This is a genomic window from Geomonas diazotrophica (assembly GCF_018919385.1).
GTDB lineage: Bacteria > Desulfobacterota > Desulfuromonadia > Geobacterales > Geobacteraceae > Geomonas > Geomonas diazotrophica.
Genome location: NZ_JAHLMF010000001.1, coordinates 67953 through 90772 on the forward strand (window position 1 = coordinate 67953; position 22820 = coordinate 90772).

Annotated in this window: 17 protein-coding genes; 7 read left to right on the plus strand and 10 right to left on the minus strand. The window is 63.0% G+C overall.

The window, feature by feature from the left end; all coding sequences use genetic code 11:
- The first annotated feature begins 131 nt into the window (after positions 1 to 131).
- From recB to rmuC, 4 genes are all read left to right on the plus strand, one after another.
- Entirely contained in the window at positions 132 to 3494 is a 3363-nt protein-coding gene (gene recB / locus KOM00_RS00340) for an exodeoxyribonuclease V subunit beta (RefSeq protein WP_216496852.1), read from the plus strand.
- Between the two features lie 78 nt (positions 3495 to 3572).
- Positions 3573 to 5375 (plus strand): exodeoxyribonuclease V subunit alpha, encoded by a 1803-nt coding sequence (recD, locus tag KOM00_RS00345; protein ID WP_216496853.1) that lies wholly within the window; start codon positions 3573 to 3575, stop codon positions 5373 to 5375.
- 42 nt (positions 5376 to 5417) lie between these two features.
- A complete protein-coding gene (locus KOM00_RS00350; protein WP_216496854.1) occupies positions 5418 to 6215 on the plus strand; it encodes an alpha/beta fold hydrolase in 798 nt (265 codons plus the stop codon).
- 2 nt (positions 6216 to 6217) lie between these two features.
- Entirely contained in the window at positions 6218 to 7540 is a 1323-nt protein-coding gene (gene rmuC / locus KOM00_RS00355; protein ID WP_216496855.1) for a DNA recombination protein RmuC, read from the plus strand.
- 157 nt (positions 7541 to 7697) lie between these two features.
- Here rmuC and KOM00_RS00360 read toward each other — a convergent pair whose 3' ends face one another.
- The 6 genes from KOM00_RS00360 to KOM00_RS00385 all read right to left on the minus strand — a co-directional run bounded on the left by KOM00_RS00360 (position 7698) and on the right by KOM00_RS00385 (position 13377).
- Entirely contained in the window at positions 7698 to 8162 is a 465-nt protein-coding gene (locus KOM00_RS00360) for a CHRD domain-containing protein (RefSeq protein WP_216496856.1), read from the minus strand.
- Between the two features lie 90 nt (positions 8163 to 8252).
- Positions 8253 to 8696, minus strand: coding sequence for a biotin/lipoyl-containing protein (locus KOM00_RS00365; RefSeq protein ID WP_328757771.1), 444 nt, complete (start codon positions 8694 to 8696; stop codon positions 8253 to 8255).
- A gap of 115 nt (positions 8697 to 8811) precedes the next feature.
- Positions 8812 to 9012 (minus strand): hypothetical protein, encoded by a 201-nt coding sequence (locus KOM00_RS00370; RefSeq protein WP_216497207.1) that lies wholly within the window; start codon positions 9010 to 9012, stop codon positions 8812 to 8814.
- 10 nt (positions 9013 to 9022) lie between these two features.
- The gene (locus tag KOM00_RS00375; RefSeq protein WP_216496857.1) at positions 9023 to 10567 is read right to left on the minus strand and encodes an acyl-CoA carboxylase subunit beta; all 1545 of its coding nucleotides are present in this window, start codon (positions 10565 to 10567) and stop codon (positions 9023 to 9025) included.
- A gap of 28 nt (positions 10568 to 10595) precedes the next feature.
- Positions 10596 to 12101 carry a methylmalonyl-CoA carboxytransferase subunit 5S gene (locus KOM00_RS00380; protein ID WP_216496858.1) on the minus strand — a complete coding sequence of 502 codons (1506 nt, stop codon included), beginning with the start codon at positions 12099 to 12101 and terminating at the stop codon, positions 10596 to 10598.
- 253 nt (positions 12102 to 12354) lie between these two features.
- On the minus strand, positions 12355 to 13377 hold the full coding sequence (locus KOM00_RS00385) for a GPMC system family 4 glycosyltransferase (protein WP_216496859.1): 1023 nt from the start codon (positions 13375 to 13377) through the stop codon (positions 12355 to 12357).
- A gap of 156 nt (positions 13378 to 13533) precedes the next feature.
- On the opposite strand from KOM00_RS00385, the gene KOM00_RS00390 reads away from it, so the two are divergent.
- From KOM00_RS00390 to KOM00_RS00400, 3 genes are all read left to right on the plus strand, one after another.
- Positions 13534 to 14289, plus strand: a complete 756-nt coding sequence (locus tag KOM00_RS00390; RefSeq protein WP_216496860.1) for a GPMC system MBL fold metallohydrolase — start codon at positions 13534 to 13536, stop codon at positions 14287 to 14289.
- Between the two features lie 37 nt (positions 14290 to 14326).
- The gene (locus KOM00_RS00395) at positions 14327 to 16171 is read left to right on the plus strand and encodes a TIGR04442 family protein (RefSeq protein ID WP_216496861.1); all 1845 of its coding nucleotides are present in this window, start codon (positions 14327 to 14329) and stop codon (positions 16169 to 16171) included.
- 352 nt (positions 16172 to 16523) lie between these two features.
- A complete protein-coding gene (locus KOM00_RS00400) occupies positions 16524 to 19310 on the plus strand; it encodes a GPMC system transcriptional regulator (RefSeq protein ID WP_216496862.1) in 2787 nt (928 codons plus the stop codon).
- Between the two features lie 74 nt (positions 19311 to 19384).
- On the opposite strand, the gene KOM00_RS00405 is transcribed toward KOM00_RS00400, so the two are convergent.
- The 4 genes from KOM00_RS00405 to KOM00_RS00420 all read right to left on the minus strand — a co-directional run bounded on the left by KOM00_RS00405 (position 19385) and on the right by KOM00_RS00420 (position 22793).
- Entirely contained in the window at positions 19385 to 19696 is a 312-nt protein-coding gene (locus KOM00_RS00405; protein WP_216496863.1) for an AzlD family protein, read from the minus strand.
- Positions 19680 to 20399 carry an AzlC family ABC transporter permease gene (locus KOM00_RS00410; protein WP_216496864.1) on the minus strand — a complete coding sequence of 240 codons (720 nt, stop codon included), beginning with the start codon at positions 20397 to 20399 and terminating at the stop codon, positions 19680 to 19682. Before KOM00_RS00410 ends, KOM00_RS00405 begins: the two co-directional genes overlap by 17 nt.
- A 181-nt stretch (positions 20400 to 20580) precedes the next feature.
- Positions 20581 to 22062 (minus strand): B12-binding domain-containing radical SAM protein, encoded by a 1482-nt coding sequence (locus KOM00_RS00415; protein ID WP_216496865.1) that lies wholly within the window; start codon positions 22060 to 22062, stop codon positions 20581 to 20583.
- Positions 22063 to 22142: 80 nt separating this feature from the next.
- Entirely contained in the window at positions 22143 to 22793 is a 651-nt protein-coding gene (locus KOM00_RS00420) for a response regulator (RefSeq protein WP_216496866.1), read from the minus strand.
- Positions 22794 to 22820 lie beyond the last annotated feature (27 nt).

Sequence of the window (22820 nt, forward strand, 5' to 3'; positions counted from 1 at the left end):
GACTACCCCCACCTACCCCTCTCCCTGTGGGAGAGGGTGGCCGTAGGCCGGGTGAGGGCGACGCCACGAAGGGATAGGTTGCCGACGGCCCTCATCCCGCCCCTCTCCCGCAGGGAGAGGGAGGATACCAAATGAAGAAATTCGACCTCCTACATACCCCGCTTGCCAGGCGCAACCTGATCGAGGCGAGTGCCGGCACCGGCAAGACCTTCACCATCGCCGGCGTGTACCTGCGCCTGGTGGTCGAGGAGGAGCTCGACGTGTCGCGCATCCTGGTGGTCACCTTCACCGAGGCCGCCACCAAGGAGCTCAAGGAGCGCATCCGGCAGAAGCTCAAGGACGCCGAAACCTCCTTCGAGACCGGTAACAGCGACGACTTCCTGATCGCGGGACTCCTGGAGCGGACACCTGACCCCGCCAAGGCGCGGCGCCTTCTGGCGAGCGCTGTGCGCAGCTTCGACGAGGCGGCCATCTTCACCATCCACGGTTTCTGCCAGAGGATGCTGCAGGACAACCCCTTCGAAAGCGGCTCTTTGTGCGATACCGAACTTCTGACCGACCAGGAAAAGATCCTCAAGGAGATCGCACAGGACTACTGGCGCATCAACTGCTACGGCGAGCCCGTCGACAGGATCGCGGCGGCCGACCGGGCCAAGATCTCGCCGGACTCCCTGCTCAAGCTGGCCAAGAGGGTCTGCAGCGATCCTTACGCCGCCGTCATCCCGGATCCCCCGGCCGACACCGAGGGGGACGCCGACTGGCTCCTTGCACTAAAGCGCAACTTCTTCGACTACCTGCGCGCCGAGCTACCCAAGAGAAAGCGGCTCAAGAACGTGCGCTGCTTCGACGACCTGCTGGGCGACCTCCATGCCGCCCTGACCCGCGCCGGCTCGACGCTGCCGCGGCTGATCCGGGAGCGCTTCCAGGCCGCGCTGATCGACGAGTTCCAGGACACCGACCCGGTCCAGTTCGCCATCTTCGACGCGATCTACCCGGTGGGATACGAGGCCCCCTTCTTCCTGATCGGCGACCCCAAGCAGGCCATCTACAGCTTCCGCGGCGCCGACATCTTCGCCTACCTGGGGGCGGCCGACGCGACCGAAAAACGCCACACCCTTTTGCAGAACTTCCGGTCCGAGCCGGGACTGATCACGGCGGTGAACAAGCTCTTCACCTCGCGGGAGCTCCCGTTCCTGCACGAGAAGATCGGCTTCAACGAGGTCGAGGCGGCACCGAAGGAACGGAGCATCCTCACCGAGCGGGGGGAACGGACGGCGCCGCTCAAGTTCTGGTTCGCACCGCGCAAGGAGGAGGGCAAGCCGATCAACAAGGGGGAGGCGTGGGACCTGCTCCCGGAAACGGTCGCCTCCGAGATCGCCCGCATCCTGCGTGGCGGCGCGGCGGGGGACCTCACCATCGAGGAACTCAAGCAGGAGGGCGAGGAGGAGCGCTGGGTGCCGCGGCCGGTTCGCCCCCGCGACGTGGCGGTCCTGGTGCGGGCCAACCGGCAGGCCAGGCTGATGCAGCAGGCCTTGAGCCGCAGGGGGATCCCGAGCGTCCTCTGCAGCGCGGGGAACCTCTTCGAAACCGACGAGGCGGCGGAACTGCTGAGGCTGCTCTCGGCGGTGGCCCAGCCCGGGCACGAGGCGCTCTTGCGCGGTGCGCTCGCCACCGACCTCGTGGGGGTCACCGGTTCTGAGCTCGCACAACTGGTCCACGACGAGGAGAGGTGGGAGGAAATCCTGGAGGAGTTCCGGGGCTACCACGACACGTGGAACTCGGCTTCCTGCATGGCGATGGCGCTGCAGTTCCTGGAGCAGCGCAAGGTGCGGCAGCGGCTCTTGTCCGGGCCGATGGGGGAGCGGCGCCTCACCAACGTGCTGCATGCCATCGAGACCATCCACCAGGCCCAGGTCAGGGAGCGGCTGGGGATGGAAGGGGTGGTCGCCTGGCTCTCCTGCCGCATCACCGAGGAGCCCAAGAAGGAGGAGTACGAGGTCCGCCTGGAGACCGACGAAGCCGCGGTCCAGCTGGTGACCATCCACAAGAGCAAGGGGCTCGAGTACCCCATCGTCTTCCTCCCCTTCTGCTGGGCCGAAGTCAGCGGCAAGGACGAGGGGGCGCTCTTCCACGACGACAACGGCAAGGTCGTGCTGGACATCGGCTCGGAGGATCTGGAGCAGAGCAAGGCAAAGGCCGCACAGGAAGCGCTGGCCGAGAGCCTGCGGCTGCTTTACGTCGCCCTCACCCGCGGCAAGCATCGCACCTACGTCATCTGGGGAGCCTTCAAGGACGCCGGCGACAGTTCGCTGCACTACCTGCTGCACCCGGACCAGGAGACCGCGAAGGGGCAGGTGACGCTCTCCGATGAGGACATGAGGGAACGGCTCGCAGAGCTTGCCGCGGTCTCCGCCGGAAGCATCGAGCAACTGGTGATGCCGGCCGCCGACCTGCTCGGCTTCCATGCCGGCGACGATCAGCTGCCCGAGCTGGCAGCGGCCCGCTTCACCGGTACCATCACCCGCGACTGGCGCGTGGCGAGCTTCACCTCCCTTTCCAGCCGCCAGCATCACACCGCCGAACTGCCCGACCGCGACGAGACCACCCCGGTCGAGGAAAACCCGGTGCGCGACGTCGAGCCGACCGGCATCTTCGCTTTCCCCAAGGGTGCCAAGGCCGGCATCTTCCTGCACAAGATCTTCGAGGACCTGGACTTCACCCAGGCCGAGCACCTGCTCGCTCCGCTGGTCGAGGACCAGTTGGACAAGCACGGCTTTTCCGCGGACTGGAGCGGCGCGGTGCGTAACATGGTGCTGAACGTCTTGCAGGCGCCGCTGGGAGACGAAGGGATCACCCTGGCGCAGGTCCCCCTGGAGCGGCGGCTGACCGAGCTGGAATTCTTCTTCCCGCTGGCCCAGGTCACCTCCGAGCGCCTCAAGGAGTCAGTCGCGCGCTTCATGGCCCGACATGGCGCGGCGGCCGCGTTCCCGGTGGATATGGCGGAACTGTTCAACCATCTTTCCTTCGCGCCGGTGCGGGGGATGCTGCTCGGCTTCATCGACCTCGTGTTCGAGCAGGACGGGCGCTACTACATCGTGGACTGGAAGTCCAACCACCTCGGCAACACCCCCGGGGATTACGGGAGGGCGGCGCTGAAAAGGGGGATGGAGGCAAATTTCTACCCGCTGCAGTACCTCCTCTACACCGTGGCGCTGGACAGCTACCTGGGGCTGCGCATCCCGGATTACGATTACGACCGGCATTTCGGCGGTATTTTTTACCTGTTCCTGCGCGGCGTCGACGGCACCGGCAACGGCGTCTTCGCCGACCGGCCGCCCAAGGAGTTCATCCAGGAACTTGCCGGGGTACTGCTGCCGGAATCGGTGCTCTCCGCGCCGGCCACAGCTTCAACTGGCTGGCCCGCGCGAGGTGCGGCCGGCAAAAAGTCAAAGAAGGCCGAAGTAGTGGGGCAATTGAGCCTTGACCTTTATTAACAGGGATGAAAGGGATTAACACTCCTGATTCTATCCTTGTATCCCTTGTATCCCTGTTAGACGATTTTAGGTGATGCCATGACTCCTGAAGGAGTTCAACTCAACGACATAGACAGGCAGTTCGCCGCGTTCATCTGCCGCCTGGCGGGGAGCCGCGACCAGCACCTGGAGGCGGCCGCCGCGCTGTTGAGCCGTGGGGTTACCGCGGGCGACGTCTGCCTCGATCTCGACACCGCGCTGGAGGATGGGCGTGCTGCGGGATTCCGCCTGGAATCGGCGGCGACCTGGTGCGACCGACTGAAAGCCTCGCCCGCAGTCGGCGCCCCCGGGGAGTTCAAACCGCTCATCCTGGACCCCACGGGCCGCCTCTACCTGCAGCGCTACTGGCGCTACGAGAACGAACTGGCCGAGGCGATCCTGAACCGAGGAGAACCGGCGCCGTTTGACCGCGAACAGCTGCGCCAGGGGCTCGCGCGCCTGTTCCCCCCCACGCAGGGCGAGACCGACTGGCAGCGCCTCGCCGCCTTGGCCGCGGTCACCAGGCGCTTCTGCGTCATCTCCGGCGGCCCCGGAACCGGCAAGACCACGACCGTGGTCAAGGTGCTCTCCTTGCTGCTGGAGCAGGCCCAGACCGCCGGAGCCGGGAGCACCCTCCGCATCGCCCTGGCGGCCCCCACCGGCAAGGCCGCCGCGCGCCTCAAGGAATCGATCTCCGGAGGGGTAGACAAGGCCGATCCGGCGGTACGCGAGCTGATCCCGGAGGAGGTCTTCACCCTGCACCGGCTGCTCGGTTACCTCAAGGGTTCCAGCGGCTTCCGCCACAACAGCGACAACCCCCTCCCCTACGACGTCGTCATCGTCGACGAGGCGTCGATGGTCTCCCTGCCGCTCATGGCGAAGCTGGTCTGTGCGCTGCGGCAGGACACCCGCCTGATCCTCCTGGGTGACCGGGACCAACTCGCTTCAGTCGAGGCCGGCGCCGTTCTGGGCGACATGTGCGACACCGGCGGCGCGCACGGTTTCTCCCCCGAATTCGCTGAACTCGCCGCAGACGTGGCAGGTGACGCGGTCGAGGTCCAGCCCGGGCTCGGCCCGCTCGGCGACGCGGTCGTGCTGCTGCAAAAGAGCTATCGCTTCTCGTCCGCCGGGGGTATCGGCAGGGTCGCCGCCCTGGTCAACGCGGGTGACGCCCAAGGCGCCCTGGCGGCCTCGATAGACCCCGCCCTTGCGGATGTCTCGCTGGCCTCGCTCCCCCCCACCGCCGGCCTTGCCGAGGCCCTTGCCAAGCGCATCACCGACGGCTACCGCGCCTACCTGGCGGAGGAAACGCCGGAGGAGGCCTTCGAACAGTTCAGCCGGTTCCGTATCCTGTGCGCCATGCGCAGCGGCCCGTACGGGGTCGAGGCGATCAACCAGCTGGTGCGGCAGCGACTGGCACAGGCCGGGCTGATTCATCCCCACGGACGTTGGTACGCCGGCGAACCGGTGATGATCACCAGGAACGACTACAACCTGGGGCTGTTCAACGGCGACGTGGGACTGATCCTCCCCGACGCCGAGAACGGCGGAGAGCTGCGCGCCTTCTTCCCTTCCGGTTCCGGGGGGATGAGGAAGGTGCTGCCGCTCAGGCTCCCCGAGTACGAGTGCGCGTTCGCCATGACCGTGCACAAGAGCCAGGGCTCCGAATTCGAGAAGGTGCTCCTGGTCCTCCCCGACCGCGACAACCCGGTGTTGACGAGGGAGCTGCTGTACACCGCCATCACCCGTGCCAAAAAGTCAGTGGAAGTGCTCGCCACCAACGACCTCTTCCTGACCACCGTGGAGCGGCGGGTGGTCCGAAGGTCCGGCCTGCGCGGCCGTCTCTGGGGGACCACAGCCTGACTCGCATCAGCTTGTCCCAACTCCCACCACTAAGGAGCAACCATGAACATCTCTATTGATGATATAAACCTCGCCTACGATGACGTTGGCACCGGCCCCGTCCTGATGCTCATCCACGGCTTTCCGCTTAACCGCCAGATGTGGCAGCCGCAGTTGACGCCCATAGCCGAGGCCGGCTTCCGCGTCATAGCTCCCGACCTGCGCGGTTTTGGAGCCAGCGACGCCCCCGCAGGGGGCTACAGCATGGACCTCTTTGCCGACGACATCGTCGGACTCCTCGATGCACTCGACATCGAGAAGGCCGTGGTGGGCGGCATGTCCATGGGTGGCTACGTCCTTTTGAACCTCATGGAACGCTACCCGGACCGGGTCCGCGCCGCCTGTTTCATCGCCACCCGCGCCAACGCGGACGACGAGGCGGGACGAGCGCGCAGAAGCGCCATGGCCGCCGAGGCCGAGCGGCTGGGCGCGAACCCGGTCATCAAGATCTTCGCGGAACTGCTTTTCGCCACCGAAACGGCTGAGCGCAATCCCGAATTGATCGCCCTGGTCACCTCCTGGATGCGCAACGCCGCCCCCAAGGGGCTGGCGGGGGGACTCCTAGCCATGCGGGACAGAAAAGATTACGTGGAGGACCTCAAATCTTTCCAGCTCCCCTCGCTGGTTTTGGCCGGAGCCGAAGACCGCGCCGCCCCCCTGGAGGTGGCAAAGGTGCTCATCGACGGCCTGCCCGGCTGCAAAAGCAGGATCATCGACAAGGCCGGGCACATGCTGAACATGGAACAGCCCGAGATCTTCAACAAGACCCTGATCGACTTTCTGAACTCTCTGCCGGAGTAACCATGAGCGCCGACGTCCTGCAATTGATTGCCCTGCTGCTTTTGGCCGCCACACTGGCGGTAACGTTGTTGTGCTACCTGGGCTTGAAGCGTCTGTCCTCCTCGGAGGCACGCTTCGATCAGCTGGAGAAGGGGCTGGAGCGGCTGGAGCGAACCCTGCAGGATGAGCTGCGGCGCAACCGCGAGGAACTGGGAGGCAACCTGCGGCAGTTCGGCGAAGCGGTGCAAAAAAGGATGGTGGATATCGCCTCCCTGCAGAAGGGGCAGATGGACGGCTTCACGCAGCAGCTCGCCAACCTCACCGCCAGCAACGAGCAGCGCCTGGACAAACTGCGCGAGACGGTGGAAGTCAGGCTCAAGTGGCTGCAGGAGGACAACTCCAAGAAGCTTGAGCAGATGCGGGCCACGGTGGATGAGAAACTGCACGAGACACTGGAGAAGCGCCTGGGCGAATCCTTCAAGCAGGTGAGCGGGCAGTTGGAGCAGGTGCACAAGGGGCTGGGCGAGATGCAGTCGCTGGCCTCCGGCGTCGGCGATTTGAAAAAGGTCCTCTCCAACATCAAGACCCGGGGTACGCTGGGCGAGGTGCAGTTGCACAACCTCCTGGAGCAGATCCTGACCCCGGACCAGTACGGCGCCAACGTCGCCACCAAGCCGGGCAGCGACGCCCGCGTCGAGTTTGCGGTGAGGCTCCCGGGGCGGGACGACAAACCGCTGTGGCTCCCCATCGACGCCAAGTTTCCGCAGGAGGATTTCCTGCGCCTTGTTGAGGCCCAGGAGCAGGGGAACCAGGCTGCGGTAGCGGATGCGACCAGGCAGTTCGACAAGACCGTCCAGGGGATGGCCAAGCTGATCTGCGACAAGTACCTTGCCCCTCCCGAGACCACCGACTTCGCCGTGATGTTCCTCGCCAACGAGGCGAGCTACGCGCAGGTGCTGAGCCGCCCCGGCCTTTTCGACACCATCCTGCGCGAGCACAAGGTCATCGTCGCCGGCCCCACCACCATCGCCGCCCTCCTGTCGTCGCTCAGCCTCGGCTTTAGGACCCTCGCCATCGAGAAGCGCAGCAGCGACGTCTGGCGGCTTTTGGGCGCCATCAAGACCGAGTTCATGACCTTCGGGACCCTGCTGGACAAGACCCGGAAGAAACTGGACGAGGCCTCCTCCAGCATCGACACCGCGGCGACCAGAACGCGCCGCATCCAGCGCAAGATGCAGGGGATCGAGGAGTTGCCCGAGCACGAGGCGAAGGGGATATTGGGTGTGGAACTTCCAGCGGGGCCCGACATCGAACCGGGTGAGGTGGTCCTGCTCGACGAGGCTTAAAAGGACTCTGCTTCTGTGGGGGCGACCACATCTCCCCCCTCCCGCAAGGGGAGGGGTTACCAAGCACGAGGATCGTTAAAAATAAAATGCCCGTCGGCAGGTGGTCCAAAGGGCCGCTGCCGGCGGGCTTTATGATGCAGTCGGGATAGCCGCTGCGTTATTTGATCTGCCCGCGGATCTCGCCGTCGGGGTATTTGTCGGTGTGGACGTTAACGTAGGTGTCGCCGGACCTCAGGAGTTTAACCAGTTCGTCGAATTTGCCTTTGTAGTCACCCATCAGGTCATTGGCCCCGACCTTACCCTCAGAGAGGACGCCCGAGAATTTCCCTTTTTTGCTGCCGCTGAAGAGCCCTACGATCGGCGGGCCGTTTTCCCCTTTCTTGGCTACATGGATGTGGGCCGCGCTGACGTCCATGACGTTTTTGACGTAGAGCTTGTAGGTCAGCTCCTTGCCGTCCTTGCTGAGCTTGAACTCCGCCTTGCCGGAAGACTTGACGTCGGGCTTGCCGACTTCCTCTTTCGGGCTCAATTTTGCTTTGAAGCTGTGCTCAGCGGCATAGCCGGTCGAGACAGCAAAGAACGCGGCTAGCAGAACCAGCAGTAACAGCCTTACCTTTCTCATCGCTTGCCTCCTTTACAGCCTTTGTACTACCACTACCGCCGATGATACCTCTTATATTCAAAAAATACTATATGTTTTAAAGCATCAAAATCAGGCGAATTCGGCGATGGCCTGTCCCGGCTGGACGGCCTCCCCGACGGTGACGAGGATCTTCTCGACCTTGCCGGTCATGTGGGCCGTGATGTTCGTTTCCATCTTCATGGCCTCGAGGACCACGAGGAGGTCGTTGACCTCAAGGTGCTGCCCCACCTGGGCCACCACCTTGAAGACAACGCCGGCGATCGGGCTGCGGCAGATCTTGTCCGAACCCGCTGACACGCCTCCCGGCGGTGCGCCGGTTACCGGTGCGGGAGCGGCCATCGGCATGCCAGACATCGCCGCCGGTGCCGCCTGCACCGTCGTGGTCGGATAGGACTCGGCCAACCGGACCTCTTCGCCCTCCTCGACTTCCACATCCACTCGGTACTTCTTCCCGTCGATGGTCATGATGAGCTGCACGGTGGTCTCCTTATCGCTTTGCTGTTCGCTGAACACATCCGGTTCCAGCTCCTCCCCCCGGAGGAGGGAGGCGGGGAGAAAATGGAGGTATCTCCCCTCGCCCTCCGGGAGAGCGGGGGTGAGGGCATCGCACCTTGCGAATGCGACGCACCTACGCGTGCCTTATGTTGAGGTTGTGCGACGCCTGCAGCACCACGCGGCTCGACTGTCCCCACGCGTTGGCCTGCATCGGGTCGACGAACCTCGCTTTCCGAATGCGGACGTTCCTGCCCAGGTAGGCCGCTATCGACGCCGACATCACCATCAGCAGTTCCGGCGTTATCTCCTCATGGTTCCCTGCGCTTTCTTCCACGGCCTCCTCCTTACAGCGGGATCAACCCGTGCTTCTTCATGGGGCGGAACTCGCGCTTGGTGTGCAGGATGTCGAGCGTCATGGCCAGGTGGCGCCGGGTCTCGGCAGGCTCGATGATGTCGTCCACGTCCCGCCTAGCCGCCGCGGCATACGGGGTGGCGAAGGTGCCCTGGTAGGACTCGATCAGCTCCTGACGCCTCTTCTGCGGATCTTCCGCCTGGGCTATCTCGTTTCTGAAGATCACGTTGACCGCACCTTGCGGCCCCATCACGGCTATCTCCGCGGTGGGCCAGGCGAAGACGCGGTCGGTTTCCAGTTCCTTGCCGCACATGGCGAGGAACGCCCCTCCATAGGCCTTGCGCATGATCACCGTGACCTTGGGGACGGTCGCGGCGGAATAGGCGAACAGCATCTTGGCACCGTGGCGGATGATCCCCCCCTGCTCCTGCTGCACCCCCGGCAGGAAACCGGGAACGTCCACCAGCGTGATCAGCGGGATGTTGAAGGCGTTGCAGAAGCGGACGAAACGCGCTCCTTTGTCCGATGCGTTGATGTCGAGGGCGCCGGCCAGGACGCTCGGCTGATTCGCCACCACGCCCACGCTCCGCCCGAGGATCCTGGCAAAGCCCACCACGAGGTTGCCGGCGAACAGAGGCTGCACCTCAAGGAAGTCCCCACCGTCGACCAGGCGGTTGATCACCTGGCGCACGTCGTAAGCCTTCTTGGAATCGGTCGGGACCAGGGTGTTGAGGGTCTTGTCCGGCACCACGATGTCGTCGGCCTGAAGCTGCGGCGGGTCCTCGAGGTTGTTGGAGGGGAGAAAGGAAAGCAGCCGCTTGCAGATGCGCAGCGCCACGAGGTCGTTTTCCGCGACAAAATGGGCCACTCCCGCGTAGTTCATCTGCGAAAGCGGTCCGCCCAGCGCCTCGGCGGTGATCTCCTCGCCGGTGGCTTCCCATATCACCGAGGGGCCGGTGATGAACATCCGGGCGCTGGCGGTCTGGATGATGAAGTCGGTGAGTGCGGGGCTGTACGCGGCGCCGCCCGCACAGGGGCCGCAGATCAGGGAGATCTGAGGCACCACGCCCGAGAGCATCACGTTGTGGTAGAAGATCTTGCCGTAACCGGCCAGGGAGTCGATCCCTTCCTGGATGCGGGCGCCCCCCGAGTCGTTCATGAAAACGAAGGGGGTGCCGGTCTTCAACGCGGACTGCATCGCCTGGACGATCTTGTCGCTGTGCACCTCGCCGGCCGAGCCGCCCGCCACCGTGAAATCCTGGCTCGCCAGGTGCACCAGGCGCCCGGCAACGGTTCCGGCGCCGGTCACCACGCCTTCGGCGGGGAACTCCTTGCCCGCCATGCCGAAGTTGGTGCAGCGGTGCCTGGCGAACAGTCCCACTTCCTGAAAGCTGTCCTTGTCCACCAGCGTCTCGATGCGTTCACGCGCGGTAAGGCTCTGCTGGGCGTGCTGCTGATCGATCCTGGCCCGCCCCCCTCCCAGCTTCAGCCTCTCTTTCCTCTCGTTCAGTTCCTTGACCTTTTCATCTATGGACATGAGCGCGCTCCTTTAGCGGGTGCGGCGTCTATTCCTGGCCGTACGGCGCCACGGTGACCTTGTGTTGCTGTCCGCTCAGGGTGACCGTGTAGGTTACCGGGCCGGTGATCTTGCCCGGGTGCCCCTCGGGGATGCAGGTTTCGGAGGCGCCGGTGGCCGGGTCCTTGCCGACATTTCTCGGCCCCTCGTTCCTGCTGGCGAAGAACTTCGGCGCCACCTGCGGGAACAGGGCATAGGTGAGCACGTCCTCGTCGCTGCCGTCGCACCCTTCCAGCGGCAGCGCCGCCGCGCGCAGCTTGCCCCACTCCGGCTCCAGCAGGTCCGCCGGACGGACGGTGATCGGCTCCTTCTTCGCGTGCCGCCGCGCCATCTCCACCACCTCGGGGTTCAACTCTCCCGGTGCCGCACCGTAGTAACCGAGCATCAGGTCGGCAAACTCGCCGGTCAGCACCTTGTAACGCCCCGTCAGGGTGTTCAGCACGGCCTGGGTACCCACGATCTGGCTGGTGGGGGTCACCAGGGGAACGTAGCCGGTATCCTTGCGGACCACCGGTATCTCGTCCAGCACCTCGCGCATCCGGTCCGCCGCCCCCTGCTGCTTCAGCTGGCTTTCCATGTTGGAGAGCATCCCGCCCGGGATCTGGCTCCTGAAGATCTCCGTCTCGACGCCGGTCACCGCGGAGAGGAACTCGCTGTAACGGGGGAGCACCTTGGAGAAGTGTTCCTTGACCCGCAGCATGCGGCCGAGATCGATCCTGGTGCTGTTGCCGGTATGCTCCAGCATCTCAACGAAGCTCTCGGTCGGGTTGTGCCCCGGCCCCAGGCTCATGGAGCTCACCGCCGTGTCGACCCCGTCCACCCCCGCCTCCACCGCCTTCATCAGGCTCACCATGGTGACGCCGGTGGTGGCGTGCACGTGCAGTTGCACCCGGGTCTGCTCGCCGCAGAACTCCTTGATGCCGCGCACCAGTTCGTAGGCGGCCTGGGGCTTGATGAGCGCCGCCATGTCCTTTATGCAGATGGAGTCACACCCCATCTCCACCAGGCGCCTGGCTTGGTCCAGGTATGCCTGGGTGGTGTGGATCGGGCTCACGGTGTAGGAGATGGCGCCCTGGGCGTGCTTGCCGGTCTTCTTCACGGCCTGGACCGAGCGCTCCAGGTTGCGCAGGTCGTTCAGCGCATCGAAGAGGCGGAAGACGTCGACGCCGTTTTCAGCGCTTTTCTGGACGAAGCGGTCCACCACCTCGTCCTGGTAGTGCCGGTAGCCCAGGAGGTTCTGACCGCGCAACAGCATCTGCAGCGGGGTCTTGGGCATGAGCGACTTGAAGGTGCGCAGACGCGCCCAGGGGTCCTCGTTGAGAAACCGGATGCAGTCGTCGTAGGTCGCGCCCCCCCAGCATTCCAGGGACCAGAAGCCGGCGTTGTCGAGGTCTTCGCAGACAGGGATCATGTCGTCGATGCCCAGGCGGGTCGCTATCAGGCTCTGGTGGGCATCGCGTAGGGCCAGCTCGGTGATGTCGATGATACGGTTCATGTCTTCCCCCTTGTCACGAAGGGATAGTCTACGGGAACCGGGCTCATTGGCAAGGGTTAATGTCTATTATAAGCTGGGGGGCGGGACAGACGGTGGGACACGGACGGCGGTCAAGCGGCAGGGGGTGGGGCACGGACGGCGGCCAAGGGATGGCGTCTTGGTGGATTACAGGGACGGGAGGGGACCCGGTGGACGGGGAAAGGCGAGGTGGACAAAAAGCGCCGGGCCTTCTTCGCGGGCGCAGCGGGCGCGGCTATGCCGCGCCGAGGATATCACGGTAGAGGGCGAGGTAGGCACCGGCTTCCTTCTCGGGACAACAGTTGTCGCGCACCAGACACCTGCCGTTCTTTCCCAGTCGGTCGCGCAGGTGCGCGTCGGTCACCAGGTGCTCGGCCTTGCTGCAAAAATCCGCCGCACTGTGGTAGACCAGGCCGGTGACGCCGTCCCTGATGATGGAACGGTTCCCCTCGATGTCGGACACCAGCAGCGGCTTGGCGTAGGAAAGCGCCTCGAGGACCGTGTTCGCCATCCCCCCCTCGGTGAGGGAGGTGTTCAGGACCACGTCCACCCGACGATACAGCTCTCCCATCGCTTCGTGGGCCACCACCCCCAGGTAGCGGGCAAAGGGGTATCGCTCCAACGCTTCCATGACCTGCGCGGCATATCCAGGTTCAAGCACCGGACCGGCCAGCTCCAGCCGCACCTGCGGGTAGCGGGCATGCAGCTCGGCCAAGGGGGCGAGCGGGAACAGCACGTTCTTCACCGGACGCAGACCGGCGGGGAGCAGGAAGACGAATTCCTCCTTTTCCCCCGCACCCGCAAGGGGAGCGTACTCGGTCGGAAGCTCCACCCCCTGGTGGATCAGGACGGTGCGCTCTTCCAGGCTGGACAGGTGCTCCCCCAGACGCTTCTTGACGCAGGCATGAAAGGCGACCAGCCGCGCGGCGCCACGCAGCGCTCCATGCATCTCCAGGCCGCGCTGGTCGCAAAGCGCCTGGTAAATATCCGTCCCGGTCAGCGTGATCAGGTAGGGGAGCCCGAGCGACTTCGAGAGTGCGTAGGCGACCCTGCCGCCGTGGTAGGCATGAAAGGCATGCAAGATCTGCGGCGCGAACTCCGCCACGGCGGCCTGCAGACGCTCCCCCGGCAGCCGCTCCACGGGGAAAACCCGCACCTCGCACCCCAAGAGCCTCAACTGGGCCTCGATACGTCTTACAGTGACGGCATTGCCGGTTTCCGCGGGATAGTAGTTGGGGGCGATGATGCCGACACGCATTGGGGACCTCTGCTAAAGTTTTTACGCCGGCATCATTAGAAAACGCCGCCGCGACAGGTTCTGATAATAGCCGCAAAACCCGCACTAGGCAAGGGATAAACCCCTTGCCTCACTGAGTGGTTCATGGTACTTTACCGGCATTCCGAGGTGCGACACATGAAAATTACCATCCTCGGCTCTGGCACTTCGACAGGGGTCCCCATGGTCGGCTGCCACTGCCAGGTCTGCGGTTCCTCAGACCCGCGCGACAAGAGAACACGTGCCTCCATCCTGGTCGAATCCTGCGGCCAACGCATCCTCGTCGATACCTCGACCGACTTGAGGATGCAGGCGCTGCGGGAAGGGATTCCGCAGATCGACGCCGTTCTGCTCACCCACACCCACGCCGACCACATCCATGGCATCGACGACTTGCGCGGCTTTCACTTCATCCACCGCAGGGTGATCCCTTGCTACGCCAGCCAGGACACCATCGACCAGGTCAGCGCCAACTTTTCCTACATCTTCGAGGGGCTCCACTCGGAGGGATACTGGCCGCTGCTGGAGGCGTTCCCCGTGGAGGACCCCTTCGACCTGTTCGGCTGCCGCGTCACACCGGTGCCGATCCGGCACGGCTCCTTCCTGGCCACCGGCTATCGGTTCGACAACGCTGCCTACCTCACCGATTGCAGCGAGATACCGGACCAGTCGCTGGCCCTTTTACAGGGACTCGACCTGCTGATCATCGACGCCCTGCGCTTTTCCCCGCACCCCAACCATTTCAACATAGAGGGGGCGCTCAAGATAACGGAGATCCTGAAACCCCGCCGCACCGTGCTGACCCACCTGACTCACGAGGTGCACCACAGCGACGGAGAGCGACTCCCCCAGGGCGTTGAATTCGCCTACGACGGCTTGTCGGTCGAGCTTTGAAGACGAACTAAAAGAACCTGAGAAACGGACGGAACTGATGTTCAGAGACATTCGGCTGCACGGCTATGCAAACGACCAGGTCGAGTTCTACGCCATCACGGCGGGTAGCGAGGCGTACAACCGTTACTTCTTCAACACCGACCCCTCCGACCCCGACGAGATCCGCTTCTTCTCTCCCGGCAACGAATTCATCATCGCCAAGAGCGGCATCAGCCACCGGGGCAACGGTGGCTCGTTCTGCGAGTACATGTTCGGCGTGGACCAGCCCATCGCCGACCTTGCCAAGGAAGAGGTCTCCAACCGTCTCATCATCTACGGCACCCACTACGATCACAAAAGCGGCACGCTGAGGTTCAGCGACCGCACCGAAGGATTCGTCAGCTACGACAAGATCTTCTTCGACGGCAACGCCATCTTCAATTATTTCTTCGCACTCACCGGCGTCGACTTCTCCGGCCCGATGCACGATCAGCAGGAGCGCATCCTCAGGGTGCTGGGCAAGGCCCTCAAACGCTCCGGCGCCGTCGGGGAGGAACAGGACAACCTGATCATCCAGGAGATCCTCGACATCGTCGACGACCCGAGTGCCCACCTCTTCCTCTTCAAGCTGATCAACATCCGGCACCGCGAGTACAGCGAGGCCTTCAAGACGCTCTACTTCAACAACAAGAAGATCGCCGACGCCGAGTTCCAGTCACTGGCCGTGCTCGCGGAGCGCTACGGAATCGACCGCTACCAGCAGGAGCGCATCCGGATCGACGTGATGTACAAGCACCCGGACAACCGGCGCATCGTCGACGAATACAAGAACATCCTGATCGCCTGCAACCGCAAGGGTGAGATCAACAAGCTGGAGAACGCGCGTCTCACCCGCTTGAAGACCCTGTCGGTGCGCAACAAGATCCCGGGGGCGCTCTTCTACACCCTGGACGAGATGCTCAAGAAGGACAAGAAGCTGGTCGATCTGGAGGAAAGCAACTACATCTCCGAGACCAGGCAAATCCTGGAGGGGATGTTCCTTTCCGAGCGACACATCGAGAGCACCATCGACGCGGAGGATATGCTGAAGCTCCTCTTCGCCAAGAAGCAGGCCGCCGAGAACCGGGACCACGCCTTCGAGGAGATGCTGCTCGACGCAAGCAAGGTCTGCGACGAGAAGATCCGCGACGGCGCAGACATCTCGATCCTCGAGGGGTACTCGTACATCATCACCTACTTCGACCGCTACGACGCCACTTCATCGGCCATCAACCAGCTCGCCTTCATGGAGAACGTCAGGATCTCCGAGGAGATGATCCGAAGCCTTTTGGGGAACAAGCACGCCTTCGACATGCTGGCCCCCGACCTGTTCACCAAGCTCTTCCTCTCCGGCATCTTCGAGGACAAGTACCTGGGGATCTACGGCCGCAAGAAGGTGAGCCACCTGGCCTCGGGACTGAAGCTCATCGAGGAGAACCGGCTTACCACCACCGCACTGCTGGAGCAACTGGTGAAGATCGACAGCGACGAGCGGCTGCACCTCACCCTGCTCGAACACGTCAAGGACCGGATCCGCAACTTCTACTCGAAGTACGCGACCAAGGCGGACCAGGATGCGCTCAAGAAGGAGCTCACCGAGGAGCTCATCCACAAGAAGCTCATCGATGGGGAAATCCCGGATCACCTGTTCCGCGAAACCATCCTCACCATCAAGAAGGAAGCGGTCTACATTCACAACCTGCTGCCGCAGATCATCCTGGAAAAGAACTCCTCGCTGCGTGAAGACTTCCTCGAAAACTCGGGCCTGGACCGCTTCTACGTGGAGGAACTGGAGCGCGAGTTCTTCGACCTGAACGGCCTGAACCTGGAGGAGCTGTACCAGATCAGGAAGGGGTTCAACTAAACGAGGCGGTGCCAGGGCGAATGATTATTCGCCCCTACACGCCGGGCATACGCCCTCGGTTCACCTCTGGATCCATCTGTTCATCTGTTCATCTGTTCATCTGTTCATCCGTTCATCCGTTCATCCGTTCATCCGTTCATCCACTAATCCACTAATCCACTAATCCACTAATCCACTAATCCACTAATCAACCAATCCACCCAATCCACCCAATCCACCCAACCACCCAACCGTCCAACCTGCACCGCTCCGACTCACAATCCGTCATCTTTCGTTCGCGCTCCCCCTTGACACCCGACATCAATTCCTCTAGTGTGCACCCTGTGTGTAAATTTTGTACTCAGAGGACTACATGGCCGTTACGGATCTGGAACTTAAGACGCTAGGCGACCGGATCGCCTCTTTCGGCAAGGAGAACCTGGACGAGATGCTGCACCTCGTGGGCGAGGGGGCCCGGCTGGTCTCGAACCAGGAGCGGGTGCGGATCTACCTGGAAGACCTGACCCGCGGGGCGCTGTCCTGCGCCTTCGCCTGCGGCAGCTTCGCCGCCGACATCCGCGAAGCAACCTTCCCGATCATCTCCGCCGAGGCAGGCGTTTCCAACACCTTCGTCACGCAGATGCCTTCCCAGTTCTTGCTCCCCGCCCAAAGCGGGCTCCCCCTGGACCAGGAGTTTTCCCGGCGCTTCAATATCGACGGCACCACCATGCTCCCCATCACCAGCGAGGGGAAATCGATCGGCGTCGCCTGCGTGGACGGCGAGCTCCTCTCCCGTGACCGGATCGAGATGCTGGTCCCCTTTTTGGCGAGGGCCGGCGAGCGGGTGGACCACGCCCGCAAATACCACCAGCAACTGCTGCTGGCCCGCCGGGTCGAGGTCTACAAGAAGAGGGAAGCAGCGGGCTTCATGGTGCGCTCCGCGGTGAACCTGATCGACGGGCTGACCCTTGCCTCGGTGCTTGTGCCTGCACGCGGCGGCATGGAAGTGCTGGCGAGCCATGCCGAGGACCCGGATCTCAAGACCCGCTACGACAACGTCGGCAGCATCGACCTGAAACACGGCACTTCGCTGGTCTCCCGTTACGTCAACGAGGCCGGGGTCGTGACCGACGACCAGCTCCTGAAGCCGCTCTTCATCGCCGACCTGCAGGACCAGACCATCCAGCGCCGGGCGTTGACCGAGGAGATGGGGCTGAGAACCCTGTACATGGTGCCGCGCATCGAGCCCGGCACGCGGCGCCTCATCTGCCTGATCAACTACTTCACACGCCAGCTCGCCAGTTTCTCCGAGTTCGAGGAGGGGCTGCTGCAGACCCACGCCGAGATGGTGGAACGGGTCATCAACGAGGTGGGGGGCGAGCACCTGGAGATCAAGGTGCTCTCCGAGATCTCGGACCTTTTGCAGGAGCGAAACGAAGGGCTGCACCCCTTCCTCACCAAGGTGCTCTCCAAGGCGACCGAACTGATCGGCGCGGACACCGGCAGCATCGCCATCGTGCAGGAGCGCGAAGGTGAAAAGTACCTGGTCGTCGAGAACGAGGAAGGGACCATCGTCGGCGCCAAGAACAAGGAATGGCTGAAGAAGAAGATCCCCCCCTTCAAGATCGGCGGGGGTGACCTTCCGGCGGAAGAACGGAGCCTCACCGGCTACGTCGCCTGGACCAAGGAGCCCAGGATCATCGGGGAGGTCACCGACACCTCGCAGCACGAGGGGTTCCACCGCCCCATGAACGAATTGATCAAGAGCGAGATGGCCGTTCCGGTAATCAGCGACGACGAGGTGATCGCCGTCATCTGCCTGAACTCGCTCCAGGAGGGGTACTTCACCGAGGAGCACAAGCGGATCCTGCAGATCATCGACCGCCTCACCTCCCGGCACATCTCCGACATCCAGCGCATCGAGCGGCTGCAGTCCGAGGTGAACAAGCTGCAAAGCGACATCGCCTACAAGGACCCCAAGGTCTCCTCCTACCGCCTGGGCAACATCATCGGCAACAGCCGCAAGGCCCAGGAGATCGTCGCCTTCATCAACACGGTCTCCCAGCCGCTCTCCAACCGTATCGCCCTTTGGAGCCGGCACGTCCTGCAGGAGGCCACCATTGGCCTTCCCTCCATCCTGGTGCTCGGCCCCACCGGCGCGGGCAAGGAGTTCTTCTTCAACAACCTGTACAACAAGCTGAACGAGCTGTACCGGCAGCAGATCAACCCGGACGGCGAGCTTCCGGTCAAAAAGACCAACATCGCCGCCTACAGCGGGGACCTCACCTACTCCGAGCTCTTCGGGCACATAAAGGGCGCCTTCACCGGGGCCTACAGCGACAGGAAAGGGATTCTGGAGGAGGCCTCCGGCGGCATCGTCTTCCTGGACGAGATCGGCGACGCCGACCCGAAGACCCAGGTGCAGTTGCTGCGCTTTCTGGACAACGGCGGCTTCGTGCGCCTGGGCGAGAACCGGGAGAGGATCAGCCGCGTCCTGCTGGTGGCCGCCACCAACAAGGACCTGAGAAAGGAGATCGCCCTCGGTAATTTCCGTGAAGACCTGTACCACCGCCTGACCGAGCTCTCCGTCGTGGTCCCCTCCTTGAACGAGCGGCGTGAGGACATTCCCGACCTCTCCATCCACTTCCTGGGCAAGCTCTACCGGACCTACAGAAGCACCGAGGAAGCGAGTCGCGACGACGAGCCCAGCCTCTCCAAGGACGCCAAGGAGGCGCTGGTCGGGCACAACTACAAGGGGAACATCCGCGAGTTAAGGAGTATCCTCCTGCGCGCCCTGTTCTTCAGGACCGGCAAGGTGGTGACCGGAGATGACATCAGGAAAGCGATCCGTGACGGTTCCCGCGAGCAGGTGGTGCCCGCGTTCGAGTTGCTGGCCGAGGAAGTGGCGAGCGACATCCTGAGCGACATCGAGGCGGGGAAGGATTTCTGGGAGGCGGTGTACGAGCCGTACTCGCAGAGCAGGATTTCGAAGGACGTGGTGCGCCTGGTAGTGGAGAGGAGCCGGAGCGTCGCCGGCAAGAGCATGCCCGAAGTCGCCCGTCACCTAAGAGCCGTCACCGGCTCCCCCCAGGAGGACGAGGAAGAGAGGAAGCGGTTCTTCCGGTTCAAGAACTTCCTTTACAAGACGGTGAAGATTTAGCCGGCGAGGGAAAGTCTGGCAGCAGCACCGAGGGCCGTTGACGGGCACCGAAGATAGCCCTGCATGGCCCGTGGTTATGCCCCCAGCTTGCGGACGATGAAGATGACCAGCATGCCGCAGAGCATGGCGGCCAGGGTGTTGCGGGTGCGGAGGACGACGATGGCGGTTAAGGCGGCCGCCATGAGGCCCCAGCCGCCTTCGGCGACGATGGACGGCAAAACGAGGGAGAACAACAGGGCTCCGGGAAGGGCGTCCATGCCGCGACGGAAACGCCCGGAACGCGGGAAACGGGACGCCAGCAGCAACCCGCCCAGCCGCAGCGAATAGGTCACACCGGCGGCCAGCCCCACGGCAATCAAAACCTGAGGCTCAATAGCCGGCAGCATCTTCCACCTCCTCCACCTCGATCGAATCGCACGGCCCCAACATGGCGCTGACGGCGCCGGCCAGTCCTCCAGCCACGATGTACCACTTCCCCGGCAGAAACTTGTGCGCCAACAAGGCCACGCACCCGGCTGCGATCCACGGAAGCACGTCGCTCTTCCCGCGCCACAGCCCGACGGCCAGCGCAGTGAAAACCGCGGTGAAGGCAAAATCGAGGGCGTATTCCTCCGGCCTGGTGATGAAGCCGCCGCCGAGGAGACCGATCAACGTGCCGCTACTCCAGGCGAGGTAAAGGAAGACGCCTCCGCCAAAAAGAAACCAGGTGGTGGCACTGCCGTTTCGCTGCTCGGACATGGTCACCGCCCAGTTTTCGTCGGCGACCAGGTGCATCATTCCCATCTTGTGCAGCAGGCCACGCCCCGAGAAAAGCGGGTCCAGGGAGGCGCCTATCAGCAGGTAACGCAGGTTGATCACCAAGACGGCCAGGGTCATCTCGAAGAGCGGCAGCCGGTTCGACCACATGTCCACCATGACGAACTGCGCCGCGCCGGCGAAGATCGCGGTGTTCATGTACATCATGTCGAGCCAGCTCAGCCCCTTTTGCGCGGCGAGCACGCCCAGAACGCTGCCATAGGCCATGGCGCTGGCGGCCACCGGCACGTTGGCCCTGGCCCCCCTGATCATCTCCGGCTTCCTTCGTTTCATACTCACCTTGCCTTTGACTACCACTTAGCCGCTCATGCGAGTCCCAGAGAGTACTACAACAAGCTCACGGGATAAAGGCACAGATGCCTATAAAAAAAACGCATTACTGTGTGCGGCCCGAGCTGAAAAAGGGCCTTGAAGGCCCTCTCCGAATCACGGCAAGCTTCGGCCTGCAAGGTGATTATCCGGCATGCCCCAGTGTCTTTTGAACGAACCGGATGAGGTGACTCCTGCCTCTGAAATCTCTCTTGTTCAACAGGCTCCCGATCACACGCGGCAAGGCGGTGGACAGGTAGTAACTGCGGACCTTGAAGAGACGATAAAGCCGGGAGTTGAGCAGAAGGGTCACGCTCCACCTCGGCAGTAGAGGCATCCAGTTCAGCAGGAAGGCTACGCTGTAGTAGGGGGCCGGATCCTTTAGGCTGCCGCCGGTAAGGTAGGATTCAGTAGTCAGCCGCACCCCCTCCTCGATCGACTCGATTTCCTTCTCGGTAATCGCACCTTTTTTCCGCGCAAGCTCCACGATGGTGGTCCTCGGGTAATAGGTCAGCCAGAAGATGCTGATCAGATCGGGCCGGTATCGGTTGTAGAAGCGGGCGTTGTCCTCCTGGATGGCGACGGTATCCCCCGGTATCCCGAGCATGTGGTCCACCTGCACCATGATCCTGTTACGCTTCAGGTGCTCAATGGCTTCCGCGATCCGCGCGTTGGAGCTCTTTCTTTCCAGCGTCTGGGCGCAGAGCGTTTCGGACAGGGACTGCACGCCAAGCTGCACATTGATGCAGCCGGCGGCTGCCAGCATGTGCGCGATCTCCTGGTCGACGTAGTGCGGGTTCGCTATGCAGGCGAAGGGGAGACTGATTTCCCTTCGGTACCTGTCGCAGAATTCGCTTAGCCAGGACTTGCTGGTCGTGAAGGAGTCGTCGACGAAGAGGATTCTCCCGGTCGAAAACCTCTCCTTCGCCCAAGCCAGTTCAGCGATGACATTGTCCACGCTTCTGCGCCTGATGGAGTTTTTGCCCCGCAGGTCGACTATTTGTGAATTGAAGCAGTAAGAACAACGGTAAGGGCAGCCTCTGCTGGTCATGATGCGGTATTCGTGACAGGCATCTTTCAAGATGGAGAGGAAGGGTTCTTTCTTCGGGAAAGGGAGTCGATCGAGATCCGCCAGCTTCCCCTCGGCCGGCGTGCCGATGACAAAGCCGTTCTTCTTGAACATGAAGCCGGCGACGGGTGCGTCAGGCAAAGAGAATCCGCCGTTCGACGCGCATGCCTCCAGAAATTCCAAAAGGGCGTGCTCTGCCTCGCCCACGGCGACGGCATCGATGGCATCGTTGCAAAGCGTCTTCTCCGGCACGGCGGTCGGATGTATCCCGCCGAATATGGTGCAAACGTCCGCGCTTTTGCGCTTCAGTGCAATCGAGCATTGCAGCTGGTGCTGGTAGTTGTCCGTGACACAGGAGAAGGCGACGACGGCGGGGTGGGTTTGGCAGATCCTGTCAGCGATTTCGTCGTAGGCGGGACTCTTCCTTTTCCCGAGATAGGCATCCTCCGCCTCGTAATAGACGAGATGAACCTCGTGCCCCGCCTCCGAGCAGACCGCCATGAGATATTCCACCCCGAGGCTCTCGAAATCAGGGTAGACGAAAGTGATGCGGGCCATAGCTACGGGCTCCTCGGCAGGCGCACTCTGGATTGCGCCCTTGATTCAGGGGGAATATCGCGGTGACGGGAGAAGCAGGATCAGATGCTGTTCACATCGATCATCGCTTCCCCCATTACGTACTCGGTCTTGGCGTCGCGGGAGGCTTCGGCGAGGCGCGCTACGATGCGCCGGATCTTGTCCAGTTCAAGCTTCAGGTCCGACAGGTGCGTGCGCGCCTTGTCATTCCCGTCGCCCAATTCCCTGGTGGCAAGGTGCAGATGCCACAGTATCGCGGTCAAGGGGTTGTTGAACTCGTGGCTTATCGCCACTGCCATCTCCCGCAACAGTTTCAGCCTTTCGAACTCGACCGCCATCTGCTTCTCTCTTCGCGAGGCCAGATGCAGGGAGACACGTGCTACAAGCTCCTCCGGGTAAAAGGGCTTCACGATGTAATCGTCAGCCCCTGCCTCGAACCCTTTAACCTTTTCGCCACTGGTGTCGCAACCGGTGAGGAAGATCACCGGAATCTCGCGCGTTGCGGCATCCCCCTTCAACTGCCGGCAGATGTCGTAGCCGTTCATCCCGGGGAGGTTGACATCGAGCAGGATCAGATCCGGCCCCAGGTCCAAGGCGACGGACTTTGCCGACGCCCCGTTTTCTTCCAGGGTGACCTCGTACTCCGGCGTAAGGATGTCCAGCAGCTGGGCCTGCGCCACCTTGCTGTCTTCTACGGCGAGGATCTTTTTCATAGGCTCTCCAAAAAGGCAACCGGGAAG

What these genes read in the sequence shown, in the direction of transcription:
- KOM00_RS00395 (WP_216496861.1), top strand. Translation starts at nt 14,327, where the DNA reads ATGTTCAGAGACATTCGGCTGCACGGCTATGCAAACGACCAGGTCGAG.
- recB (WP_216496852.1), top strand. Translation starts at nt 132, where the DNA reads ATGAAGAAATTCGACCTCCTACATACCCCGCTTGCCAGGCGCAACCTG.
- KOM00_RS00385 (WP_216496859.1), bottom strand. Translation starts at nt 13,377, where the DNA reads ATGCGTGTCGGCATCATCGCCCCCAACTACTATCCCGCGGAAACCGGC.
- KOM00_RS00360 (WP_216496856.1), bottom strand. Translation starts at nt 8,162, where the DNA reads ATGAGAAAGGTAAGGCTGTTACTGCTGGTTCTGCTAGCCGCGTTCTTT.
- KOM00_RS00380 (WP_216496858.1), bottom strand. Translation starts at nt 12,101, where the DNA reads ATGAACCGTATCATCGACATCACCGAGCTGGCCCTACGCGATGCCCAC.
- recD (WP_216496853.1), top strand. Translation starts at nt 3,573, where the DNA reads ATGACTCCTGAAGGAGTTCAACTCAACGACATAGACAGGCAGTTCGCC.
- KOM00_RS00420 (WP_216496866.1), bottom strand. Translation starts at nt 22,793, where the DNA reads ATGAAAAAGATCCTCGCCGTAGAAGACAGCAAGGTGGCGCAGGCCCAG.
- KOM00_RS00415 (WP_216496865.1), bottom strand. Translation starts at nt 22,062, where the DNA reads ATGGCCCGCATCACTTTCGTCTACCCTGATTTCGAGAGCCTCGGGGTG.
- KOM00_RS00400 (WP_216496862.1), top strand. Translation starts at nt 16,524, where the DNA reads ATGGCCGTTACGGATCTGGAACTTAAGACGCTAGGCGACCGGATCGCC.
- KOM00_RS00390 (WP_216496860.1), top strand. Translation starts at nt 13,534, where the DNA reads ATGAAAATTACCATCCTCGGCTCTGGCACTTCGACAGGGGTCCCCATG.
- KOM00_RS00350 (WP_216496854.1), top strand. Translation starts at nt 5,418, where the DNA reads ATGAACATCTCTATTGATGATATAAACCTCGCCTACGATGACGTTGGC.
- rmuC (WP_216496855.1), top strand. Translation starts at nt 6,218, where the DNA reads ATGAGCGCCGACGTCCTGCAATTGATTGCCCTGCTGCTTTTGGCCGCC.
- KOM00_RS00410 (WP_216496864.1), bottom strand. Translation starts at nt 20,399, where the DNA reads ATGAAACGAAGGAAGCCGGAGATGATCAGGGGGGCCAGGGCCAACGTG.
- KOM00_RS00375 (WP_216496857.1), bottom strand. Translation starts at nt 10,567, where the DNA reads ATGTCCATAGATGAAAAGGTCAAGGAACTGAACGAGAGGAAAGAGAGG.
- KOM00_RS00405 (WP_216496863.1), bottom strand. Translation starts at nt 19,696, where the DNA reads ATGCTGCCGGCTATTGAGCCTCAGGTTTTGATTGCCGTGGGGCTGGCC.